Here is a 20,883-nt window from a genome sequence, read left to right as displayed (position 1 = left end):
TTAATCCTTTGGCTTAAATGTAAGGATTTCTTTGCTTTTTTTAATTTCTTCTTCATTCATCATCATTTTACGAAACTCACCATTAACATACATTTCTGCCTGATCCCTATAATGTTTGCTTAATGGGTTACCAGATTGCCCTGTTGGTAAAATGCTTATACTATTCTCCACATCTGAAAAATCTATCACCCTTCTTGTTGAGGGCCCTGATGTCGTCTTATAAAAACCAGTATCATCATAAGCAAAGGCCAAGTTATTTATTACCTCCCTAGAACCATGTATTGGAAAAGGTCCCACATTGAAAAAAGATCGTAAAGCCGCTATTTGACCAATTGGATGCCCGTGTTCAATGGAATGTACACGTTCCCAGCGCCATTGATTTACGTTATTACCAAAATCCTTTTCTAAAGAAGCAATTGCCTCCATAAAAGATAGATTCACAATATCTTTCATATTCTCAGATACGTTGGTAGTGTTTACATTATCCCACCACACAGAATTTTCATCTTTGGATAAAGGAGCAATCAGCCTTTTCATAAAATGAGTACTTAAAAATTGATTGAACAACTCCTCATCCAATTCATCTTCAAAAGTATTCTCTAACAAGTAGTAGATCCATCTATTATAAACAGTAGCCTCTATGGATGATAAATTATAATCTCCGGACCACATCTTTAAACTATCAATAGCCTTTAATCCGTTTTCGCTTAACAATGATACATCTAAATATTTAGCCAAATTAGAAACTATATCTGGTTCTACAGATGATATCACATCAGTTATCATATCACTGGCTGCAGATATATCCCAATCGTCTTTAGGCTCCAATAAACTTACAATTCTCTTACCTCTATTCTCCGGCAAATAATACCCAGGATACAACATACCAGCAATAGAATCTGGTTGGTTATTGGCGGAATACACAAAATTATTTGGCGGATTTATAGCCTGCGGATTCTCATTAAAGTCTAACAATTCTCTTTCTAATGATAGCCCTTTATTTACTTCATAAATAAGTTTGGTGTTTACAGAGTCGGGTATCTTATAAAGTTGGGCCGTGGCAAACCATGCTACATTTCCCTCATTATCTCCGTACATAATATTTAAACCAGGCGCATGTATTTTTGGAAGCGATTTTTTAAATTCCGCTAAGTTATTTGAATGACTTAAACCATATAAGGCATCTATAACCTTATTCTCCATTTCTGTGTAGACCCATGACATTGCAATTGGTCTATCTCCTTGAACTTGATCGGCAATTCCGTTTAAGATTGGACCATGTTCTGATCTTTTATAAGAAAACTGAATGTCATCAGCGTCTTTAACATGAATTGTTTTGTGTACAATTTCATAATCTACATAGCCATTCTTAGAGAGATACTGATTCTCATTCTCTGGATTATTCTGTTCATAATAAAAATCAACGTCATCATTTTCAAACATTGTGAGTCCGTAGGCCAATTTTCTATTATGTCCCAATAAAGGAAATGGTATACCTGCAATATGATATCCATATTTGGAATAAGTAGGTGTTTCTACATGAGCTTCAAACCAAACGGATGGTTGAGAAAAACCAATGTGCGGATCATTGGCAAAAATTACCTTTCCGTTCTTTGTTTTTTCAGGTGCAATTACCCAACTATTACTTCCCTCGAACAAAGGTACATCCAATACACTTAGGGCTTTATTAACAGCGGCAGTAAGATTATTTTGGATAGTATCTTTGGGTGTAGGGTTATAATTCTTTATCCATTCGGTATCTACGGTTGAACCTACATGCAGATCTTTTAAGTATTGAGGACCCAAATTGGCATTTATAGAAGTTAATAATGGATCTGTTTTGTGCGCCATTGCAAAACTAAAGGCCATGTAACCAATAGTATTATAGATATCCTCTAAAACAAATTCTCTCTTATCTATACCGGTTAAATAAAACTCTACCGGTGTTGGACCTTCATTTATAAATTGATTGATACCGTCCAAATAGGCTTTAGCTAAAATAACACCTTCGTCATTTACATCTACCTTGGATGCCGTTATCTTAGAAGCATCGGCAATTCCTAATGATAAAAAAAACTTATCTGTACCAATAAGATCTTTACCAAATACCTCAGAGAGTCCGCCACTCGCAATTCTTCTTAACAGTTCCATTTGCCAAAGACGATCTTGGGCATGAACATAACCTAAAGCTCTAAATGCGTCTTTTTCGTTTTCACCGTAAATATGAGGAATTCCATAATCATCATAATAAACATTTACAACTTCTTGAAGACCAACTAATTTCTTTTCACCGGAATAGTCTGGTTTTAGAGTGTATGCAAATATTCCGATAATAATTATCAGAAGGGTAACAAGTACCAACAGGAGTGCTCCTATTTTTTTTAATGTTCTCATAGTTTCTTTGGGGGATTATCTCTCCCAATTTAAAACTATTTTTTACATAAAACGTCTCAGAACTCTGCTTTTTATTGACAAGTAGTCAACATCTTACAAAAACGATACACTATTTATTATTCCTTAATCCTTCTAACAACCAATTTTTATAGGTTGGAATATCAGAATTTTGAATAGAAGTGTTGAGCACTTCTAAATCAGGAGAAAGCAACACATAAAATGGCTGGGAAATTGAACCAAAATTCACATCTTGAAAGGTACCCCATTTTTGGGCAATGTTGTTAATTTCCTTTACTCTACCACTCTCAAATTGAAAATTGAACTGTTCATTTTCAGGTAGCTCTTCCCTATCATCCGTATATAAAGAAATTAAAATATAATTATCTTTTATGATCGGAAAAACTTCGGAATCGCTCCAAACATTCTCCTCCATTTTTCGGCAATTTACACATGCCCATCCCGTAAAATCCAAAAGAATTGGTTTATCAACTTTTTTAGCATATGCCAAACCTGCATCAAAATCCTTAAAACAATCTATACCTAAAGGGCAATCACTTTCTTGCTTAAAAATGCTATAAAATTCAGGAGGAGGAAAACCGCTCAACAACTTAAGGTTAGTAACTTTAGTTACGCCTAGTATCATATAAAGCGTAAATGCAGCACTTACAAAGGCAGTTACTTTTCTTCCTAGTGACAACTTTTTAACCGGGCTATCGTGCGGAAATTTATACATACCAAATAAGTAGAGTGTCATCGCGATACCTAATATGATCCAAATGCCCAAAAATATCTCACGCTTTAGAATACCCCAATGCCCAACTAAATCTGCATTAGATAAGAATTTAAGGGCAAGTCCTATTTCTAGAAACCCTAATACTACTTTTACGGTGGTCATCCATCCACCAGATTTAGGTAATGAATTTAACCATGCAGGAAACAAAGCAAAAAGAGCAAAAGGTAATGCCAGTGCCGCACCAAAACCTGTCATACCCGCGGTAAGGTTAGAAGCTACTTCACCTTCCGCTAAAGTAGTACCGCCCAGTAAGCCACCCAAAATAGGACCTGTACAGGAGAACGAAACAATAGCCAAGGTCACTGCCATGAAAAAGATACCTAAAACACCACCTACCTTAGAAGATGCAGCGTCCATTTTATTGGCCCAAGAACTAGGTAATGTCAATTCATAATACCCAAAAAATGAAAAGGCAAAAAATATAAAAATCAAAAAGAACAGCAAGTTCAACCATACATTGGTGGCTATGGAATTTAAAATTTGAGAATCTACAGAATCAAACAAGTGAAAAGGTAGACTTAATAGAAAATAAATAAGCACTATGAAGAATCCATAGAGCAAAGCATTAATTATCCCTTTCGATTTTTTTTGAGAGTGTTTGGTAAAAAATGATACAGTCAATGGAATCATTGGAAATACACACGGGGTCAATAAGGCTATTAATCCCCCAAGAAAACCAAGTCCGAATATGACCCAGATATTTGTACCTGTAGCAATGGTGTCTTGACCTTGCGTTAACAGTTCTCTATTTTTAAGGTCTAACCGTAACTTTTGACCTAAAGCTAAACTTCTATCATCAACAGTGTTTATAATTTCAGCTTCAGAACCATCTAAAGTAAACATGAACTTTTTGTCCATAGGAATGCAAACTTCTTTACAAACCTGAAAAAAGAGATCTACATCTATCTGGTTGATTTCAGGGTCCAATATTTTAATTCTTTGTGTAAAGGTGGCCTCATCTTTAAAATAGGTTTCTTCTACTTCAAAAATTTCACTGTATTCCTTTATTGTTTCGCTTTCCAAGGTACCATCTATCAATTCATAAATTGTACCGTTGCCATTATAGGTGAATTCACTTGGCAAAGAACCAAATTCTGACGTAAACTGAGAGTACATGTGCCATCCGTCAAGAATTTTAGCCTGCATTACCAATTCATATTCCGTATCCGAAATCTTATTGATTTGCTGTTCCCAAACTACGGGTTCATCTTCGGTTTGCGCAATAACCTGTAATGGCATTACAGTTAAAAAAAATAGGAATGCAAAAAATCTAATCATTTAATATCTATTTTTAAAATCTCTTGGGTGGTATCTACAACCCTAAAACGGTGGTCTGCACGCATGCCTACAACCCAAACAATTTGCTCACCTGAACATAACAGCCAAGTTTCTTCTTTAGACAAAACATCAACTTTCTCGTCTTTAAAATACTTGGACAACTTCTTTTTTCGATTTAAACCTATCGGATAAAAATAGTCGCCACTTTTCCATTTTCTTACGGTCAGCGGATACTTTAAAGCACTTTTTTGAACGTATATTTCATTCTTTGTATTATCATAACGTTCAGAAACCTTTGTAAATTTCAAGTTGACCGGAAGATTCAAAGGTACTTTATCCTCAGGAATTAAGAACTCATCAACTACGGATTTAGCATCGCTTTTTGAGGTCAACAATAATACATTGCGATTCTTAACTAGAATATGGGTGTTAGATTGGAGTTGTTTACCGGATAAACCGTTTAACAAACCTTCTAGATTGTCCATTTCTTTAAATCCATATGGACTGAACAATGCATACAAATAAGTAGGCAATGGCTGTAAGCCCCTGAGCTTATCAATTTCTATTTCTACCTTATCATCTTTACTTACAAATAAATCTTGCTTTAACTTTAGTAGATAAGTAGAGGCTATCGTTTCCGTTTGGTGTAAATATTGAAGGGTATTTTTAAAATTTTCGGAAAAAGTAGGATGAAGTTCATTCAACTTTGGAATAACCTCTAATCTTATTTTATTACGTAAATACTTAGTGTCCGCATTACTGGCATCTTCACGCCAATTTATATTTTTGGCATTCGCAAAGTTTTCCAATTCTTCTCGAGTATAAGGCAACAATGGTCTTCTTAGGTAATTAATTTTCGCCGGTATACCCGTTAAACCATCAATACCCGTACCTCTAGATAAATTGATCAAAAAAGTCTCAATATTATCATTTGCATGATGTGCCGTTAAAACATACTTGCCTGCATCTTGTTCCAGCAATTGCTTAAACCACGCATATCGCAATTCACGCGCCGCCATTTGAACCGAAACCTTGTGTTGGTTCACATAGCCCAAAGTATCAAAATGGGTGACATAGACCGGTTTATTTATGTTATTTGCTAAACTTCTAACAAAGGTTTCATCTTCATCACTGGCATTTCCACGTAATTGAAAATTACAGTGTGCAATTGAAAATTGTAACTGTGCCCTATAACATAATTCTACCAATACGGTACTGTCAAGACCTCCACTACATGCAATTATGAAGTGATTTTCCAACAATTCCGGAAAAGAAATTTCTATATGTTCCCTGAACGTTTTTAGCACGCCATAAAGGTAAAGAAGTCCCACAATTTAACAGGACAGACTAAGAATAATTTAACTTGAACAAGCAATTCTTTAATTAGGAAATAGCCTTTACAAAAGTGCTTACTTTTTCAGCGTGTACTTTTGCCAATTCATCATCTGTAATTCCTTTTTGCTCATCAAAATTCTCGTTAAATCTTGGCAATGAAAAAGATGCAACCACAGTACCTTGAAATCTAGTTATCATTTTTTCCGCAACCTCTAAGGCTCCAATAGCACCACGACCACCATTTGAAGTGGCCATTAACAATATCTTCTTATCCGCTAAGAACTTTACATCTAACCTAGATAACCAATCCATAACATTTTTAAAATAAGCAGAAGGGTAACTATTGTGCTCACTTACGGCAATGATCAAGCCTTTGGCATTACTTATTTCATTCTTAAACTCCACCAAAGAGTTAGAATAACCATCTTCTTTTTCCGCATCTTGACTATACATAGGAAAAGGGTATTTAGACATGTCTCTTAACCTAACCTCTGTATCGCCAATTAACGTGGAAGTATATTTTGCCAATTTATAATTAATGGAAACTGAAGAATTGCTTCCTGCAAATGTTAAAACGTAACTCATAATGCTATTTTATTGTGTATTTGCGAATTTAATTTAATAAAGCCTAACCTTAAATTATTTTATCTAATTTTACCGCTTTAAACATCCAAACTTACTGTTTTATAAGTATATAGGATATAATTGTTATAATGAGCAACTCTAAGTCAAGATTGTTTTTTTTAGACGCGATAAGAGCGTGGGCCATCTTAATGATGTTACAAGGTCATTTTATTGATGGTTTGCTTGATAATACATTCAGAGACAACTCAAATATGCTCTTTGCCACTTGGAAATACTTTAGAGGAATTACCGCTCCGGTTTTCTTTACCGTTTCTGGTTTTATTTTTACTTTTTTACTGATAAGATCACCACAGACGGGTTGGAGAAACCCTCGCGTAAAAAAAGGAATTAAACGTGGTCTTGAACTTTTGGTCATCGCCTATCTTTTAAGAATGAATATTTTTGGTCTCTTTAAAGGCGAAATCTATGATTCTTTTTATTTAGTTGATGTACTGCACTGTATTGGGCTTTCTTTATTATTCATCATAGGTTTTTACATCTTGACATTTGCTAGGCAGAAATGGATTTTCCCAACAATATTGGCAACCACTACCCTATTATTATTTGCCTTTGAGCCTTATTACAAAACCCTAAGTTTTAATTTTTTACCGCAAGCCATGGCAAATTATTTCACAAAGACCAACGGCTCTGTGTTCACTATTATACCCTGGTTGGGCTATGCAACCATAGGTAGTTTTCTATCTGTGCTATTTTCTAGATTTCAAAACAATAAAAATGTTTATAATTTCATAGTACCAACATATGTAGCCATTGGGTTAATCTTAATATTTTTTTCTTCCGATTTCTTTCTCTATTTGCATGAAGTTACCGGAATACAGCTATTTCAATCGATTTTCAATAATAATTACCTATTTATTCGCTTAGGTGATGTATTATTAGTCTTTTCCATATTTATACTGCTAAGAAAGTTTTTAATGAACTCTACTTGGCTTAAAATCGGTCAAAGCACGCTATCAATATATATCATACATTTCATTATTCTATATGGTAGTTTTACAGGCGTTGGCTTATATAGGTTTTTTCACCACTCACTGAATCCATACTTTGTTGTACCGGGAGCCATATTGTTTATGATTGCAAGTACATTTTTTGCACTACAGTATGAAAATCATAAAGTAGAAATTAAATCTAGCATATCTAGCTTTTTGTCAACTACTAGAATTTACTTGGAACAAATAGCAATTTTACTGTTTGAAGCATTGAGAACCATTACGGAAAAAGTACTACGATTACTGGGATTGATAAAAAATTAAAACCATCCTAACAAATGGTCTAGAAGTTATAATATTGAAAAAGGCAGCCCAAGGGCTGCCTTTTTTATTTAAAATAATATCTATTAATTAAACATGAAGCGCACGATCATCGGTTGCGGCCAATGCTGCTTCTTTCACTGCTTCAGCATATGTAGGGTGAGCATGGCTCATTCTAGAAATATCTTCTGCGGAAGCTCTAAATTCCATTGCAGTTACCGCTTCGGCAATTAAATCTGCAACACGAGCACCTACCATATGAACTCCTAAGACTTCATCGGTCTTTTTATCGGCAAGGATCTTTACAAATCCGTCAGTATCCATACTTGCCCTTGCACGGCCTAAAGCGCGCATTGGAAATTGACCAACTTTATAGTCAACACCAGCTTCCTTTAGCTCTTCTTCAGTTTTACCAACTGCAGCTACCTCTGGCCAAGTATACACAACCCCAGGTATTAAGTTATAATCAATATGAGGTTTTTGACCTGCCAATTGCTCAGCAACCAAAGTACCTTCTTCTTCCGCTTTATGAGCCAACATAGCTCCTTTGATGACATCACCAATAGCGTAGATATTATCTACGTTAGTTTTCAAGTGCTCATCAACAATGACTTTACCTCTTTCATCAAGTTGAACACCTGCAGCATCAACATTTAATCCGTCAGTATAAGGTTTTCTACCTACAGCAACCAAACAGTAGTCACCTTCAAAAACAACCTCTTGACCTTTTTTATCATCGGCCTTTACAATAACCTGATCTCCTTTTCTTTCAACGGATTTTACTTTGTGAGATAAGGCAAACTTCACTTTTTGCTTTTTAAGCACCTTGGTCAGTTCTTTTGAAAGTGCACCATCCATACCAGGAATAATACGATCCATAAACTCGACCACCGTAACATCAGCCCCTAGTCTTTTATATACCTGACCTAATTCCAAGCCTATAACACCACCACCAATAACAATCATATGTTTTGGTACTTCCTTTAGTTCTAGAGCTTCTGTAGATGTGATGATACGTTCTTTATCCAATGTAATGAACGGTAAGGTAGATGGTTTGGAACCTGTGGCTATAATAATATTCTTAGCTTCGATCTCTTCGGTTTTTCCATCGTTCTTTTTGATGTTAATATGAGTAGCATCTTTAAAACTACCTACACCTTCATAAACGGTAATTTTATTTTTGTCCATCAAAAACTCTATACCCTTTGTAGTTTGATCAACCACACCTTGCTTACGAGCGATCATTTTTTCCAAGTTCACTTTAACTTCACCAGGAATCTCAATACCATGCTCATCAAAATGCTTAATGGCATCTTCATAATGATGCGAAGAATCTAACATCGCCTTAGAAGGAATACAGCCAACATTTAAACATGTTCCGCCCAAGGTGGAATATTTTTCAATTATTGCAGTTTTCATTCCTAGTTGCGCACAACGTATTGCTGCGACATATCCTCCAGGTCCTGAGCCTATAATGGCTACATCATATTGATCCATAAAATTTTAATTTTCTAATGTCTTACAAAATTAATACTATTTTTAGTTTTAAAGCGGTATAGCGGTAGAATGCTTTACCTCTTTTATAGTAAATGAGCTTTGAGTACTTCCAATATGATTCATAGTCGTTAATTTATTGACCATAAAATGTCTGTAAGCCTCCATATCTTTAACATGAATTTTCAATAGATAATCATAATCACCACTTAAATGGTGACATTCTACCACCTCTTGCAAACGCATGACCTGTGCTTCAAATTGTGCAATATTATCCTTAACATGCTGTACTAACTTCACGTGACAAAATACCGTAAAGTTCCTATTTACAATAGTTTTGTCAACTAACGCCACGTAACTTCTTATTGCCCCTTCCCGTTCCAATCTTTTTATACGTTCATAAATAGCAGTGGTGGAAAGTCCTAATTTTAAGGCATACTCTTTAGTTGTCTTCTTACTATCTTCCTGTAGTAATTCCAATAGCTTGTTATCAATTTGGTCAAGTTTCATAATGAATATAATTCTGTCTGGTTGTTACAAATTAAACAATAATGGAATAAAAATCTAATTTCTTATAAATAATAGCATCAAATTCTAAAAATTTACATCTCTGTTGACAAATTTACACTTAAAGGGTAGTTTTACAGAAAACAACAACCCATGAGTCACAAAAACAGCAATGATTTACAAGATTTACAATACTTTGGAGAATACGGTGGCGTAAATCCGTCCATATCAGATTCATCTACATATACTTTCATATCGGCAAAGACGATGTTCGATACTTTTGAAGGAAACACAGAAGGCTGCTATCTATATAGTAGGCATTCCTCCCCTTCAAACTTATATTTAGGTGAAGCCCTTGCAGCTTTAGAAGGTACAGAAAGCGCCAATGTAACCGCCAGTGGCATGGGGGCTATTACAGCTGTAATTCTACAAATATGTAGTGCGGGCGACCACATAATAAGTAGTAGAACAATTTACGGTGGCACATATGCTTTCATGAAAAACTTTCTAGTAAAGTTTGGGATAGAAACTAGCTTTTTAGACATTACGGATTTAGATGCCGTAGAAAACGCTATTAGACCAAATACTAAATTGATTTACTGTGAGAGCGTAAGCAACCCGCTTTTAGAAGTAGCGGACATTTCGGCATTATCACGAATAGCAAAGAAGAACAAACTACAATTAGCTGTTGACAATACCTTCTCGCCTTTAACCATTACCCCGGCTAAATTGGGTGCAGATATCGTCATACACAGTTTAACCAAATTTATAAATGGTACTAGCGATTGTGTTGCAGGGGTCGTTTGCGGCACCACCGAATTTTGTTTAGGACTTAAAGATGTAAATAATGGTGCGGGTATGTTATTAGGTAGTACATTAGATAGTTTAAGAGCTTCTTCAATTCTAAAAAACATGCGTACACTGCATATACGCATGAAAAAACACAGTGAAAATGCCCAGTTCTTGGCTGAAAATTTTGAAAGGGACGGACTTAGAATAGTCTATCCAGGCCTCTCATCTCACCCAGGTCATTTGATTATGGAAGATCAAATGAATCCGGAATATGGTTACGGCGGCTTAATTACAATGGACGTTGGTAGTTTAGAAAATGCCAATGCATTGATGGAATTAATGCAAGAAAGAAAATTGGGCTACTTAGCCGTAAGTTTAGGTTTTTATAAAACCTTGTTCAGTGCCCCAGGTAGCTCAACGTCTTCTGAAATTCCTATGGAAGAACAACAAGAAATGGGATTGGGCAATGGCCTAATTAGATTTTCCATTGGACTTGACGATGACATAGAACGAACCTATGAATTAATGAAAAAGTGCCTCTTGGATCTTAATATTCTGGATATCAAAAGCATAAAAGTCTAAACTCTATTTTGCATGTTGGGTTTGCACATCCGTAACAGAAATCGTAATATTACGAAATAACCAAACTTCATTTTAATGATTGACCAAAACACTAATGAACATAGGGAAAATGAGCATATTGTTGACAATAAAGAACTGAGCATTTTTGCAGCTTTAGTTCCTGTAATCGCCCTAATTGCCATGTTGGCTTATAATGTTTATGTGTTTGGTGATGATGCGCTCAGTGGATCAAATCAGTTTATTTTATTGCTTGGTGGCGCAGTGGCCGCAATAGTTGGTTTTCTGAACAAGGTATCTTACAAGCAAATGATTGCCGAGGTTGAAGAGAACATAAAATCTACCACGGGAGCGTTACTTATACTTTTAATGGTAGGTGCTCTTGCAGGTACTTGGCTGGTTAGCGGCATAATTCCGGCCATGATCTACTACGGACTTCAAATACTTAATCCTACCATATTTTTAGCGGCTTGTGTGATTATTTGCGCCATTATATCCGTAGCAACAGGTAGTAGCTGGACCACTTCTGCAACCGTAGGTATTGCCTTAATAGGTATTGGTGAAGCACTGGGTATTTCTTTGGGAATGACCGCAGGAGCAGTTTTATCCGGAGCATATTTTGGTGATAAATTATCTCCCCTGAGCGACACCACAAATTTAGCACCTGCAATGGCCGGTGGAGAATTGTTCTCGCATATAAAGTATATGCTATGGACTACGGTACCAACTATTTCCGTTACGCTAATTGTATTTTTAATTATTGGGTTTAGCCTTAATACAAGTGGAGAAGCTGATGTAGACGCCATTTTAGCATCTATAGATTCCTCCTTTAATATCAACGGATGGTTATTTTTAGTACCCATTGCCGTTATTGCGCTAATAGTAAAAAAAACACCTCCATTGGCAGCATTACTTATAGGTACTTTATTAGCGGCTATTTTTGCATTGATCTTTCAACCAAATATTGTTGCCGGCATCACAGGAGCATCAGAACTAAATTTTGAATCGGGTTATCAGGGAATCTTAAAAGCGATTACGGTAAGTACTGATATACCTACGGATAATAAAGCTTTAAGCGATTTATTTTCCTCTAAAGGTATGACAGGTATGCTAGGCACCATTTGGCTTATCATCTGTGCTATGTTTTTTGGTGGCATTATGGATGGTATTGGAGCTTTGGCAAGAATTACAAAATCATTGTTGAGCATGGCGAAATCTACTTTTGGGCTATTCTTTAGCACTGGAATTAGCTGTATTGTTTTAAACGGTACCGCTTCTGATCAATACTTAGCAATTGTAGTACCGGGCAAAATGTTCTCAAAAGCATTCAAGGACAGAGGCTTGGCTCCTGAAAACTTGAGTAGAACTCTTGAGGATACTGGTACGGTAACATCTGTTTTAATTCCGTATAACACCTGTGGCGCTTACCATAGTGGTGTTTTGGGTGTTGGTGTAGCAGAGTATTTTGTTTATGCCATTTTTAACTGGTTAAGTCCAATAATGACCTTCATCTTTGCAGGATTCAACATTAAAATAAAAAAGTTAGCCACGGGCAAAGCTTAAAATTAAAATTCATCATTTTTTAGCACAATAAGCCAACAATTGTCAATGTGATAAATTAAGGGTCTTAATTTTACGTCATCGACACTAAAAACACCTGTATTGCTTCGCTATTCAAAATAGTTATTCTACTATTGAAAAATCTAATTTAGAAAGGCACTTAACCCTCTTACAAGTCTTAATTTTGCTTTATAATTAATTATAAAACGAAAACATATTATGGCATTTGTAGGAAAGAAATTCCCAAATATTAGTGTTAACGCAATGAACGACATGGGCGATACTTTTAAACTTAATGTTTTAGAAGAAGCTCAAAAGAATAATAAAAAAGTAGTTCTATTCTGGTATCCAAAAGATTTCACTTTTGTTTGCCCAACGGAATTACACGCATTCCAAGCTGCCATTGGTGAGTTCGAAAAAAGAAACACACTTGTAATAGGTGCATCTTGTGATACTCCAGAAGTACACTTTGCTTGGTTGAGCACAGACAAGGATAACGGTGGTATTGAAGGTGTAACATATCCAATTTTAGCGGATAGCAACCGTAACCTTTCTAGCGTTCTAGGCATCTTGGACATTCAGAACGAAGTTTACGACGAAGAAACTGAAACCGTTCAGGTTGAAGGTGACAATGTTACTTACAGAGCAACATATATCATTGATGAAGAAGGTGTTGTACAACACGAAAGTATCAACAATATGCCTTTAGGTAGAAATGTTGGTGAGTATTTACGTTTGGTAGATGCTTTAACCCATGTACAGGAAAAAGGTGAAGTTTGCCCTGCAAACTGGGAAGAAGGTAAAGAGGCAATGTCTGCAAATAGAGACGGTGTTGCTAGCTACCTTTCTGCTCATGCAAACTAAATAGAATGTTTAATGAACATGAAGTATTTCACTTCATGTTCATTTTATTAACCATTAAAAAGCTTTAGTTATGTTATTAGAATTAGAACAGGATAATTTACAGGAAATCATTGAGAACAACCCTAACGTTGTTGTTCAATACTCTGCCACGTGGTGCGGTAACTGTAGAATTATGAAGCCTAAATTTAAAAAAGAAGCTTCGCAGAACGAAAATATCACTTTTGTATTGGCAGATGCCGAAAAGTTTCCAGAATCAAGAAAATTAGCTGACGTAAGCAACTTACCAACTTTTGCTTCATTTGAGTCAGGTAAATTAAAAAACCAGGTTCAGACCAATAAGTATGACCTATTAAAAGAACTGATCGGTGAGATTACCCATAATTAAATTATTGACGGAGTTCATTGAGGAGAAGGATAGTGACTATGTCCTAGAGACCATTGAAACTCTAGAAGCACTTACTGAGTTGCCTTCGTTAAAAGATGAAGAACTTGATGTCATTGGAGAACTTATTTCAAATATGTACGGTGCCATTGAAGTTTCCAATAGTATAGAAGCTGGCACTCCAAAAAAAGATGCTATGAATCAGTTTATGAAACGGGTCTTAGGCTCCATAGACCAATAATAGCTTTTAAATTTATAAAGTCCCTTCAAAATTGAAGGGACTTTTTTTTGTCCTATTCCCGCTCGTTTCATCTTTATATTTTATAATTTCACATTCTCAATCATAAAAAGATAAAAGTTATGGCTTCGGTTACATTAAAAGGAAATGAAATACACACTATAGGAACTTTACCAAATAATGGCAGCAAAGCTCCGGAATTTGAATTAACTAAAAACGACTTATCTAGCGTAAAACTTTCTGACTATGAAGGTTCAAGGGTAGTTCTAAATATTTTTCCTAGTGTTGACACAGGTACTTGTGCACAATCCGTTCGCCAGTTCAACCAAGAAGCTGCAGAGTTGGATAACACCATAGTACTATGTATTTCTAAGGACTTACCATTTGCTCAGGCAAGATTTTGCGGTGCAGAAGGTATTGAAAATGTTGAAATGCTTTCAGATTTTAAAGATGGTAATTTTGGAAAAGGTTACAACGTAGCATTTTCAGACGGGCCTTTAGCTCCTTTATTATCAAGAGCCGTAGTGGTTGTTGACGAAAAAGGTAATGTTATTTATACCGAGCAGGTAGCTGAAACTACTGAAGAGCCAAATTACAAAGCGGCATTAGAGGCGTTGATGAACTAATAACAAAAATCTCATGCCAAAAGAATCCTTTTTGGTCAATCGTATTAAAAGTGTTGGTTTCGCCTTTAAAGGTGCCATACTTTTAATACGAACCGAAGCAAGTATTAAAATTCAGGTATTCATTGCTATAGTTATGACAGCCGCTGGTTTTTATTTCGACATTTCAAGTACGGAATGGATACTTCAAATATTTGCAATAGCCATTGTTTTAGGTATTGAAGGCATGAATACGGCCGTAGAAAAAATTGCTGACTACATTCAACCAGAATTTGATGTAAAAATCGGATTCATAAAAGATATATCTGCGGGTGCCGTAATGTTAGTTTCTATAGCATCAGCCATTATTGGTCTTATTATATACGTACCAAAGATTCTTTAGGCAAGTCTATAGTTCACCATAGCTCAACGTAAATTTGTAATTTAGCACCAGAATTAAGTTTTAATGGCAAAAAAGGCATCTAAATCAAAGCCAAAACCTACTAAAAAACGATCACCGTTTAAGTTATCCAAACAGAATAAAATCATTTTGGGTAGTTTGCTCATGCTATTTAGCATTGCGCTGTTTTTCTCTTTTATATCGTTTTACTTTAACTGGCAAGATGACCAAAGCCTTTTGTCCGAGTTTAAGGACAGGAATGAACTTGCAAAAAATTTACTGAATAAATTTGGCGCTAGTATCAGTCATTTTTTCATGTATAAAGGATTTGGAGTTGCTTCACTTATATTCCCTTTTTTAATATGTATTAGTGGAATCTACCTATTCTTAGGTCTACCATCCAAGGCGCTCATTAAGAAATGGATTTGGGGTTTACTTTTTGTTATCTGGATTTCAATTGCCCTTGGGTTCTTTGCAACTACAAGTCCATTATTAGGTGGTTTAGTCGGTTTTGAAATGAACGATTTCCTTCAAGATTACGCAGGTAAAATTGGTGTTTTATTATTATTGGTCTTTGGTCTTATTTTTATTCTCGTTCGTTTGTTTGAAGTTACTCCCGAAGGAATTTCAGCTTTCTTTAAATCAAGAAAAGAAGCCATAACTACAGAATTTAAAGCAAACCAAGAACGTAAGGCAAACAAAAAGAAATCTTTAGAAGAGGAAGAAGAATTGCTAACTACCTCTCTTGAAGAAGAAGCTCCAGTGGTTGTTGACACCTATACTCATAAAACAGAAATTCCCCATTTAGAAAAAGAGGAAGATAATTTAAGTGATTTTGAAATAACCGCACCAGAACCTGAGGAAACTTTGGCTATGGAAGTTGAGCAAGTTATTGAAGAGCCAGAAGAAATAGATGTACTGGCCAATAAATTAGTAGACGATTTTGGTGAGTTTGACCCTACTCTTGAATTAGGAAATTATAAATTTCCACATATTGATCTTTTAGACCAACATGGTACAACTGGGGGTATCACCATAAATCAGGAAGAATTAGAGGAGAACAAGAATAGAATTGTTGAAACCCTCAAAAATTATAAAATTGGTATTGCCCAAATTAAGGCAACCATAGGTCCTACGGTAACCTTATATGAAATTGTACCGGAAGCTGGTGTAAGAATCAGTAAGATCAAGAATCTAGAAGATGATATTGCATTATCATTGGCTGCACTCGGTATACGTATAATTGCCCCTATTCCGGGTAAAGGCACCATTGGTATTGAGGTTCCTAATAAAAATTCTACCATAGTCTCCATGCGATCGGTAATTGCATCAAGCAAATTTCAAAAAGCCGAAATGGAACTGCCTATTGCTTTTGGTAAAACCATTAGTAATGAAACCTTTGTAGTAGATTTAGCAAAAATGCCACACTTACTAATGGCAGGTGCTACAGGTCAAGGTAAATCTGTTGGATTAAATGCGGTTTTAACCTCGTTATTGTATAAAAGGCATCCTGCAGAGGTTAAATTTATTCTAGTAGACCCTAAAAAAGTAGAGCTTACCCTTTACAACAAAATTGAACGTCATTTCTTGGCCAAACTTCCAGATTCGGAAGAAGCTATTATTACTGACAATACCAAAGTAATTCATACCCTGAACTCGCTTTGTATTGAAATGGACAATAGGTATGAGTTACTGAAATTGGCAATGGTTCGTAACTTAAAAGAGTACAACACCAAGTTTAAGGCCAGAAAACTTAACCCTAATGATGGACATAAGTTCTTGCCTTATATCGTATTGGTTATTGATGAGTTTGCAGATTTAATTATGACCGCAGGTAAAGAGGTTGAAACACCGGTAGCCAGATTAGCTCAATTGGCAAGGGCTATTGGCATACATTTGATCATTGCAACACAAAGACCATCGGTTAACGTTATTACTGGTATTATCAAAGCCAATTTCCCGGCCAGGTTAGCCTTTAGGGTAACTTCAAAAATAGATTCAAGAACCATTTTAGATACAGCAGGTGCCGATCAATTAATTGGTAGAGGTGACATGTTGTTTACGCAAGGTAATGATGTCACACGTATTCAATGTGCTTTTGTAGACACGCCTGAAGTTGCTAAAATAGTAGAGTTTATTGGTAGTCAACGCGCCTACCCCGATGCGCATGAGCTTCCCGAATATGTTGGTGAAGATTCTGGCACGAGTCTTGATAATAACGTGTCGGATAGGGATTCTAAGTTCCGTGAAGCTGCTGAAGTCATTGTAATTGCCCAGCAGGGATCTGCGTCTTTAATTCAAAGAAAATTAAAACTTGGCTATAATAGAGCCGGTAGAATCATTGATCAATTGGAAGCAGCAGGAATTGTAGGTCCGTTTGAAGGCAGCAAGGCAAGGCAAGTTTATGTGTCTGATATGGTGGCCCTTCAACAAATATTGGATAACGAATAATATTAAAGAAAGAGATGAAAAAAATTATTATTGTATTAACGGTTATATTATCTACGGCCTTTGCAAATGCGCAAAATTCCGATAAGGCAAAAGCTTTATTAGACGAAGTATATAACAAAGTACAGGGTTACGACAACATTTTTGTTGACTTTAAATTCGATTTAAAGAATGCAGAAGCAGGTATTAATCAAGAAACAAGAGGCGACGTTACACTTGCCGGCAATAAATACATGTTCAATTACCTTGGATCACAACAGATTTTTGATGGTAATAAAGTGTATACTATTGTTCCTGAAAACGAAGAAGTAACCATAGAAGATAAATCTGACGATGAAAATGCCATGACACCTTCTAAAATGTTGACATTCTACAAGGAAGGACATAACTATGCATGGGACATTTTACAGAATATACAAGGTAGAAAAATTCAATATGTTAAGTTAACACCTATTGACTCTGACACCGAGATCAAATCTAGATTGTTGGGTATTGATATGGGGACTAAGCATATCTACAAATTAATTGAGACAGGTAAAAACGGTACCAAGACTACGATCACTGTTAATTCTTTTAAAACAGATCAAGATTTGTCCAAAACCTTATTTACTTTTGACGAAGCCAAATATAAAGATGAAGGCTATTTCATTATAAGAAATTAGAACTATTGAGAATACTAGACCGATATATCCTATCAAGGTTCGTCTTTAATTTTGTAAGTTCGTTTGTAATATTGATGTTCATCTTCATATTTCAAACGATTTGGCTTTTTATTGATGATTTAGCCGGTAAAGGTCTAGACATTGTTATTATAGGTAAGTTTCTATTTTACCTAATGCCTGATCTTACAGAAAAGGTTCTACCATTAACAGTACTGTTATCATCTATATTAACCTTTGGTTCAATTGCCGAAAATTATGAGTTCGCTGCCATGAAAGCCTCAGGTATTTCATTGCAACGATCCATGTTAAGCTTAATCATTTTTGTCACAGTTTTAGGCGGAGTAACCTTTTTCTTTGCCAATAATGTGATTCCTCTTTCGCAACGAAAAATATACAATCTACGTAGAAATATTGCTAAGGTAAAACCAGCCGCAGTTGTAGCAGAAGGTGTCTTTAGTGATTTTGAAGGTATGAATATTAAGGTTGATGAAAAATACGGCGAAAATGACCGGTTTTTAAAGAACGTCATTATTCATACAAAATCTGCAAATAACGTCAACACCAGAGTTATTAAGTCTAAAACCGGCGAATTGATCAGTAGCGAAGACTCTGATATTATTCAGCTAGTATTAAAAGACGGGCATCTATATGAAGACGTACAGACTAAGAGCAGCGAAAATAAAATGAAATTCCCTTTTGCTCAAGCAGATTTTGATACGTACACTATGAATATTGAAATTCCTGAGATCAATAACGATGACCTTGAGGAAGAAAGAGATATTAGCACCGATAAAATGAAGAATATATCCCGACTAAAAAAGGATATCGATTCTTTACGAGGAGATAATTTTAGAATTGTACGCGCGTTTTCTAAAAATATTGAAGGAAGAACAGGAATGTTTACACCTTTAATGCCCAAAAACAAAGATTCTACCAAATCTGACATGGTTAGAAAAAAAGACTCCATAATAGAAAACAAAGCATTACAGGCAAAACAAAATACAGCCTTTCAAGATTCTATAACGGATAACTTTTTAGTCCTATTTCCAGATTGGCAACAAATACAGATTTTAAGCAGCGCTAAAAACGCTACTAGCAGTATTTTAGGTACCGTAAGTGGAAAGAAAGAAGAATTACAGAAGCGGTATAAAATTTACAACATGCATATACTTTCCTTACATAATAAATATGCATTGGCTTTTTCATGTATCATATTGTTCTTTGTAGGTGCCCCATTAGGCGCTATTATAAGAAAGGGTGGCTTAGGGTTACCAATGGTCATCGCCATTGTACTTTTCCTTATTTATTATTTCATTGGTGTATTCGCCGGAAATTACGCAAAAGAAGGAAATATTCATCCAATGTTGGGGGCGTGGTTATCAACACTTATAATGCTTCCGTTGGGAGTTTATTTGACCAAAAGAGCTACCGAAGATAAGGGAATGATGGATTTTGGTTTCATAGCCGATTTCTTCAAAAAATTATTTAAGAAAAAAGATAAAGCTGAAGCTTAAAAATGAAAGATTTGAGTGATATTAAATTGAATAGTATTGAAGAAGCGATTGCAGACATTCGCGCCGGTAAAGTAATTATCGTTGTAGATGATGAAAATCGTGAAAATGAAGGAGATTTTTTAGCTGCAGCCGAATTGGCCACACCAGAAACGGTCAATTTTATGGCTACACATGGTAGAGGTCTAATCTGTGCACCACTTACCGAAGGTCGCTGCAAAGACTTAGGTCTACACATGATGGTAAGCACCAATACCGACCCTTTAGAAACGGCGTTTACCGTCTCCGTAGATTTAAGAGGTAAAGGAGTTACTACGGGCATATCTGCCGGTGACCGTTCAAAAACGGTTATAGCTTTGACTGAGAGCGATACCAAACCGCATGATTTAGCAAGACCTGGGCATATATTTCCATTGGTTGCCAAAGAAGGTGGTGTATTAAGAAGAACAGGACATACAGAAGCCGCTATAGACTTTGCAAGATTGGCCGGATTAAAACCTGCCGGAATTATCGTTGAGATAATGAATGAAGATGGTACTATGGCACGTTTGCCAGAACTGGTAAATGTTGCCAAAAAATTCGACTTAAAAATTGTTTCCATAGAAGACCTTGTTGCATACCGAATGGAACATGACAGTCTGATCAATAAAGAAACCGATTTCAATATCACAACCCGTTTTGGTGAGTTTAGATTAAGGGCATATAAGCAAACCACAAACAATCATGTTCATATTGCACTAACAAAGGGTACATGGTCATCTGACGATAAGATTTTGACGAGAATAAACTCTACGTTGATCAATAATGATATTCTGGGAACCTTAACCCATAATCCAGATGAGCAGCTAGAACAGATGTTTCAAAAAATTAATGATGAAGGCAAAGGTGCCATAGTATTCATTAATCAAGATTCAGAATCAATGAACCTACTTTCAAGGCTAAAAGAGCTTAAAGAATTACAAAAACAAGGTGTTCAAAAAGCTCCAAAAATTGAAATGGACAATAGAGACTTTGGTATAGGAGCCCAAATACTACATGATTTAGGTATTCATAAAATGAGATTAATGACCAATAGCACCCAAGCTAAACGCGTAGGTATTGTAGGTTACGGATTGGAGATTGTAGAATACGTATCTTATTAAGTAATAA

The 20,883-nt window shown here is 35.7% G+C and carries 18 protein-coding genes; 12 read left to right on the top strand and 6 right to left on the bottom strand.

Translation table 11 applies throughout. The annotated features are described in order from the left end of the window. The 4 genes from VBZ51_RS14525 to VBZ51_RS14510 all read right to left on the bottom strand — a co-directional run bounded on the left by VBZ51_RS14525 (window position 1) and on the right by VBZ51_RS14510 (window position 6,385). Window positions 1-2,394 carry a penicillin acylase family protein gene (locus VBZ51_RS14525; protein ID WP_416577394.1) on the bottom strand — a complete coding sequence of 798 codons (2,394 nt, stop codon included), beginning with the start codon at window positions 2,392-2,394 and terminating at the stop codon, window positions 1-3. A 109-nt stretch (window positions 2,395-2,503) separates the two neighbouring features. Beyond that, window positions 2,504-4,465, bottom strand: coding sequence for a cytochrome c biogenesis protein CcdA (locus VBZ51_RS14520; RefSeq protein ID WP_416577393.1), 1,962 nt, complete (start codon window positions 4,463-4,465; stop codon window positions 2,504-2,506). Beyond that, on the bottom strand, window positions 4,462-5,796 hold the full coding sequence (gene tilS / locus VBZ51_RS14515; RefSeq protein ID WP_416577392.1) for a tRNA lysidine(34) synthetase TilS: 1,335 nt from the start codon (window positions 5,794-5,796) through the stop codon (window positions 4,462-4,464). Before tilS ends, VBZ51_RS14520 begins: the two co-directional genes overlap by 4 nt. A gap of 52 nt (window positions 5,797-5,848) precedes the next feature. Next, window positions 5,849-6,385, bottom strand: coding sequence for an NADPH-dependent FMN reductase (locus tag VBZ51_RS14510; RefSeq protein WP_215997560.1), 537 nt, complete (start codon window positions 6,383-6,385; stop codon window positions 5,849-5,851). A 128-nt stretch (window positions 6,386-6,513) separates the two neighbouring features. Here VBZ51_RS14510 and VBZ51_RS14505 point away from each other — a divergent pair, with 128 nt between their 5' ends. Further along, entirely contained in the window at window positions 6,514-7,698 is a 1,185-nt protein-coding gene (locus VBZ51_RS14505) for a heparan-alpha-glucosaminide N-acetyltransferase domain-containing protein (RefSeq protein ID WP_416577391.1), read from the top strand. An 87-nt stretch (window positions 7,699-7,785) separates the two neighbouring features. On the opposite strand, the gene lpdA is transcribed toward VBZ51_RS14505, so the two are convergent. Continuing rightward, a complete protein-coding gene (gene lpdA / locus VBZ51_RS14500) occupies window positions 7,786-9,192 on the bottom strand; it encodes a dihydrolipoyl dehydrogenase (protein WP_099191953.1) in 1,407 nt (468 codons plus the stop codon). 48 nt (window positions 9,193-9,240) lie between these two features. Further along, window positions 9,241-9,699 (bottom strand): Lrp/AsnC family transcriptional regulator, encoded by a 459-nt coding sequence (locus tag VBZ51_RS14495; RefSeq protein ID WP_091605021.1) that lies wholly within the window; start codon window positions 9,697-9,699, stop codon window positions 9,241-9,243. A 150-nt stretch (window positions 9,700-9,849) separates the two neighbouring features. Between VBZ51_RS14495 and VBZ51_RS14490 the strand changes: the two genes are divergently transcribed. The 11 genes from VBZ51_RS14490 (at window position 9,850) to ribB (ending at window position 20,876) form a co-directional block, all read left to right on the top strand. After that, window positions 9,850-11,070 carry an aminotransferase class I/II-fold pyridoxal phosphate-dependent enzyme gene (locus VBZ51_RS14490; protein WP_416577390.1) on the top strand — a complete coding sequence of 407 codons (1,221 nt, stop codon included), beginning with the start codon at window positions 9,850-9,852 and terminating at the stop codon, window positions 11,068-11,070. Between the two features lie 75 nt (window positions 11,071-11,145). Beyond that, entirely contained in the window at window positions 11,146-12,630 is a 1,485-nt protein-coding gene (gene nhaC / locus VBZ51_RS14485; RefSeq protein ID WP_416577389.1) for a Na+/H+ antiporter NhaC, read from the top strand. A gap of 216 nt (window positions 12,631-12,846) precedes the next feature. Then, window positions 12,847-13,491 carry a peroxiredoxin gene (locus VBZ51_RS14480; RefSeq protein WP_058105832.1) on the top strand — a complete coding sequence of 215 codons (645 nt, stop codon included), beginning with the start codon at window positions 12,847-12,849 and terminating at the stop codon, window positions 13,489-13,491. 70 nt (window positions 13,492-13,561) lie between these two features. Then, entirely contained in the window at window positions 13,562-13,876 is a 315-nt protein-coding gene (locus VBZ51_RS14475) for a thioredoxin family protein (RefSeq protein ID WP_058105831.1), read from the top strand. After that, the gene (locus VBZ51_RS14470) at window positions 13,857-14,114 is read left to right on the top strand and encodes a DUF6952 family protein (protein ID WP_058105830.1); all 258 of its coding nucleotides are present in this window, start codon (window positions 13,857-13,859) and stop codon (window positions 14,112-14,114) included. The genes VBZ51_RS14475 and VBZ51_RS14470 overlap by 20 nt, the downstream gene beginning before the upstream one ends. Before the next feature lie 119 nt (window positions 14,115-14,233). Beyond that, entirely contained in the window at window positions 14,234-14,737 is a 504-nt protein-coding gene (gene tpx, locus VBZ51_RS14465; RefSeq protein WP_099191949.1) for a thiol peroxidase, read from the top strand. 13 nt (window positions 14,738-14,750) lie between these two features. Further along, a complete protein-coding gene (locus tag VBZ51_RS14460; protein ID WP_058105828.1) occupies window positions 14,751-15,116 on the top strand; it encodes a diacylglycerol kinase in 366 nt (121 codons plus the stop codon). A 63-nt stretch (window positions 15,117-15,179) separates the two neighbouring features. After that, the gene (locus tag VBZ51_RS14455; protein ID WP_416577388.1) at window positions 15,180-17,564 is read left to right on the top strand and encodes a DNA translocase FtsK 4TM domain-containing protein; all 2,385 of its coding nucleotides are present in this window, start codon (window positions 15,180-15,182) and stop codon (window positions 17,562-17,564) included. 14 nt (window positions 17,565-17,578) lie between these two features. Further along, on the top strand, window positions 17,579-18,223 hold the full coding sequence (locus VBZ51_RS14450; RefSeq protein ID WP_071341943.1) for a LolA family protein: 645 nt from the start codon (window positions 17,579-17,581) through the stop codon (window positions 18,221-18,223). Window positions 18,224-18,297: 74 nt separating this feature from the next. Beyond that, the gene (locus tag VBZ51_RS14445) at window positions 18,298-19,737 is read left to right on the top strand and encodes an LptF/LptG family permease (protein WP_058105825.1); all 1,440 of its coding nucleotides are present in this window, start codon (window positions 18,298-18,300) and stop codon (window positions 19,735-19,737) included. 2 nt (window positions 19,738-19,739) lie between these two features. Continuing rightward, window positions 19,740-20,876, top strand: coding sequence for a 3,4-dihydroxy-2-butanone-4-phosphate synthase (gene ribB / locus VBZ51_RS14440; RefSeq protein ID WP_071341941.1), 1,137 nt, complete (start codon window positions 19,740-19,742; stop codon window positions 20,874-20,876). Window positions 20,877-20,883 lie beyond the last annotated feature (7 nt).

This window comes from Maribacter sp. HS (assembly GCF_048059195.1).
Classification (GTDB): Bacteria; Bacteroidota; Bacteroidia; order Flavobacteriales; family Flavobacteriaceae; genus Maribacter; species Maribacter dokdonensis.
Note: the sequence above shows the minus strand (reverse complement) of the source record. Positions and strands in the feature narration are given on the sequence as shown.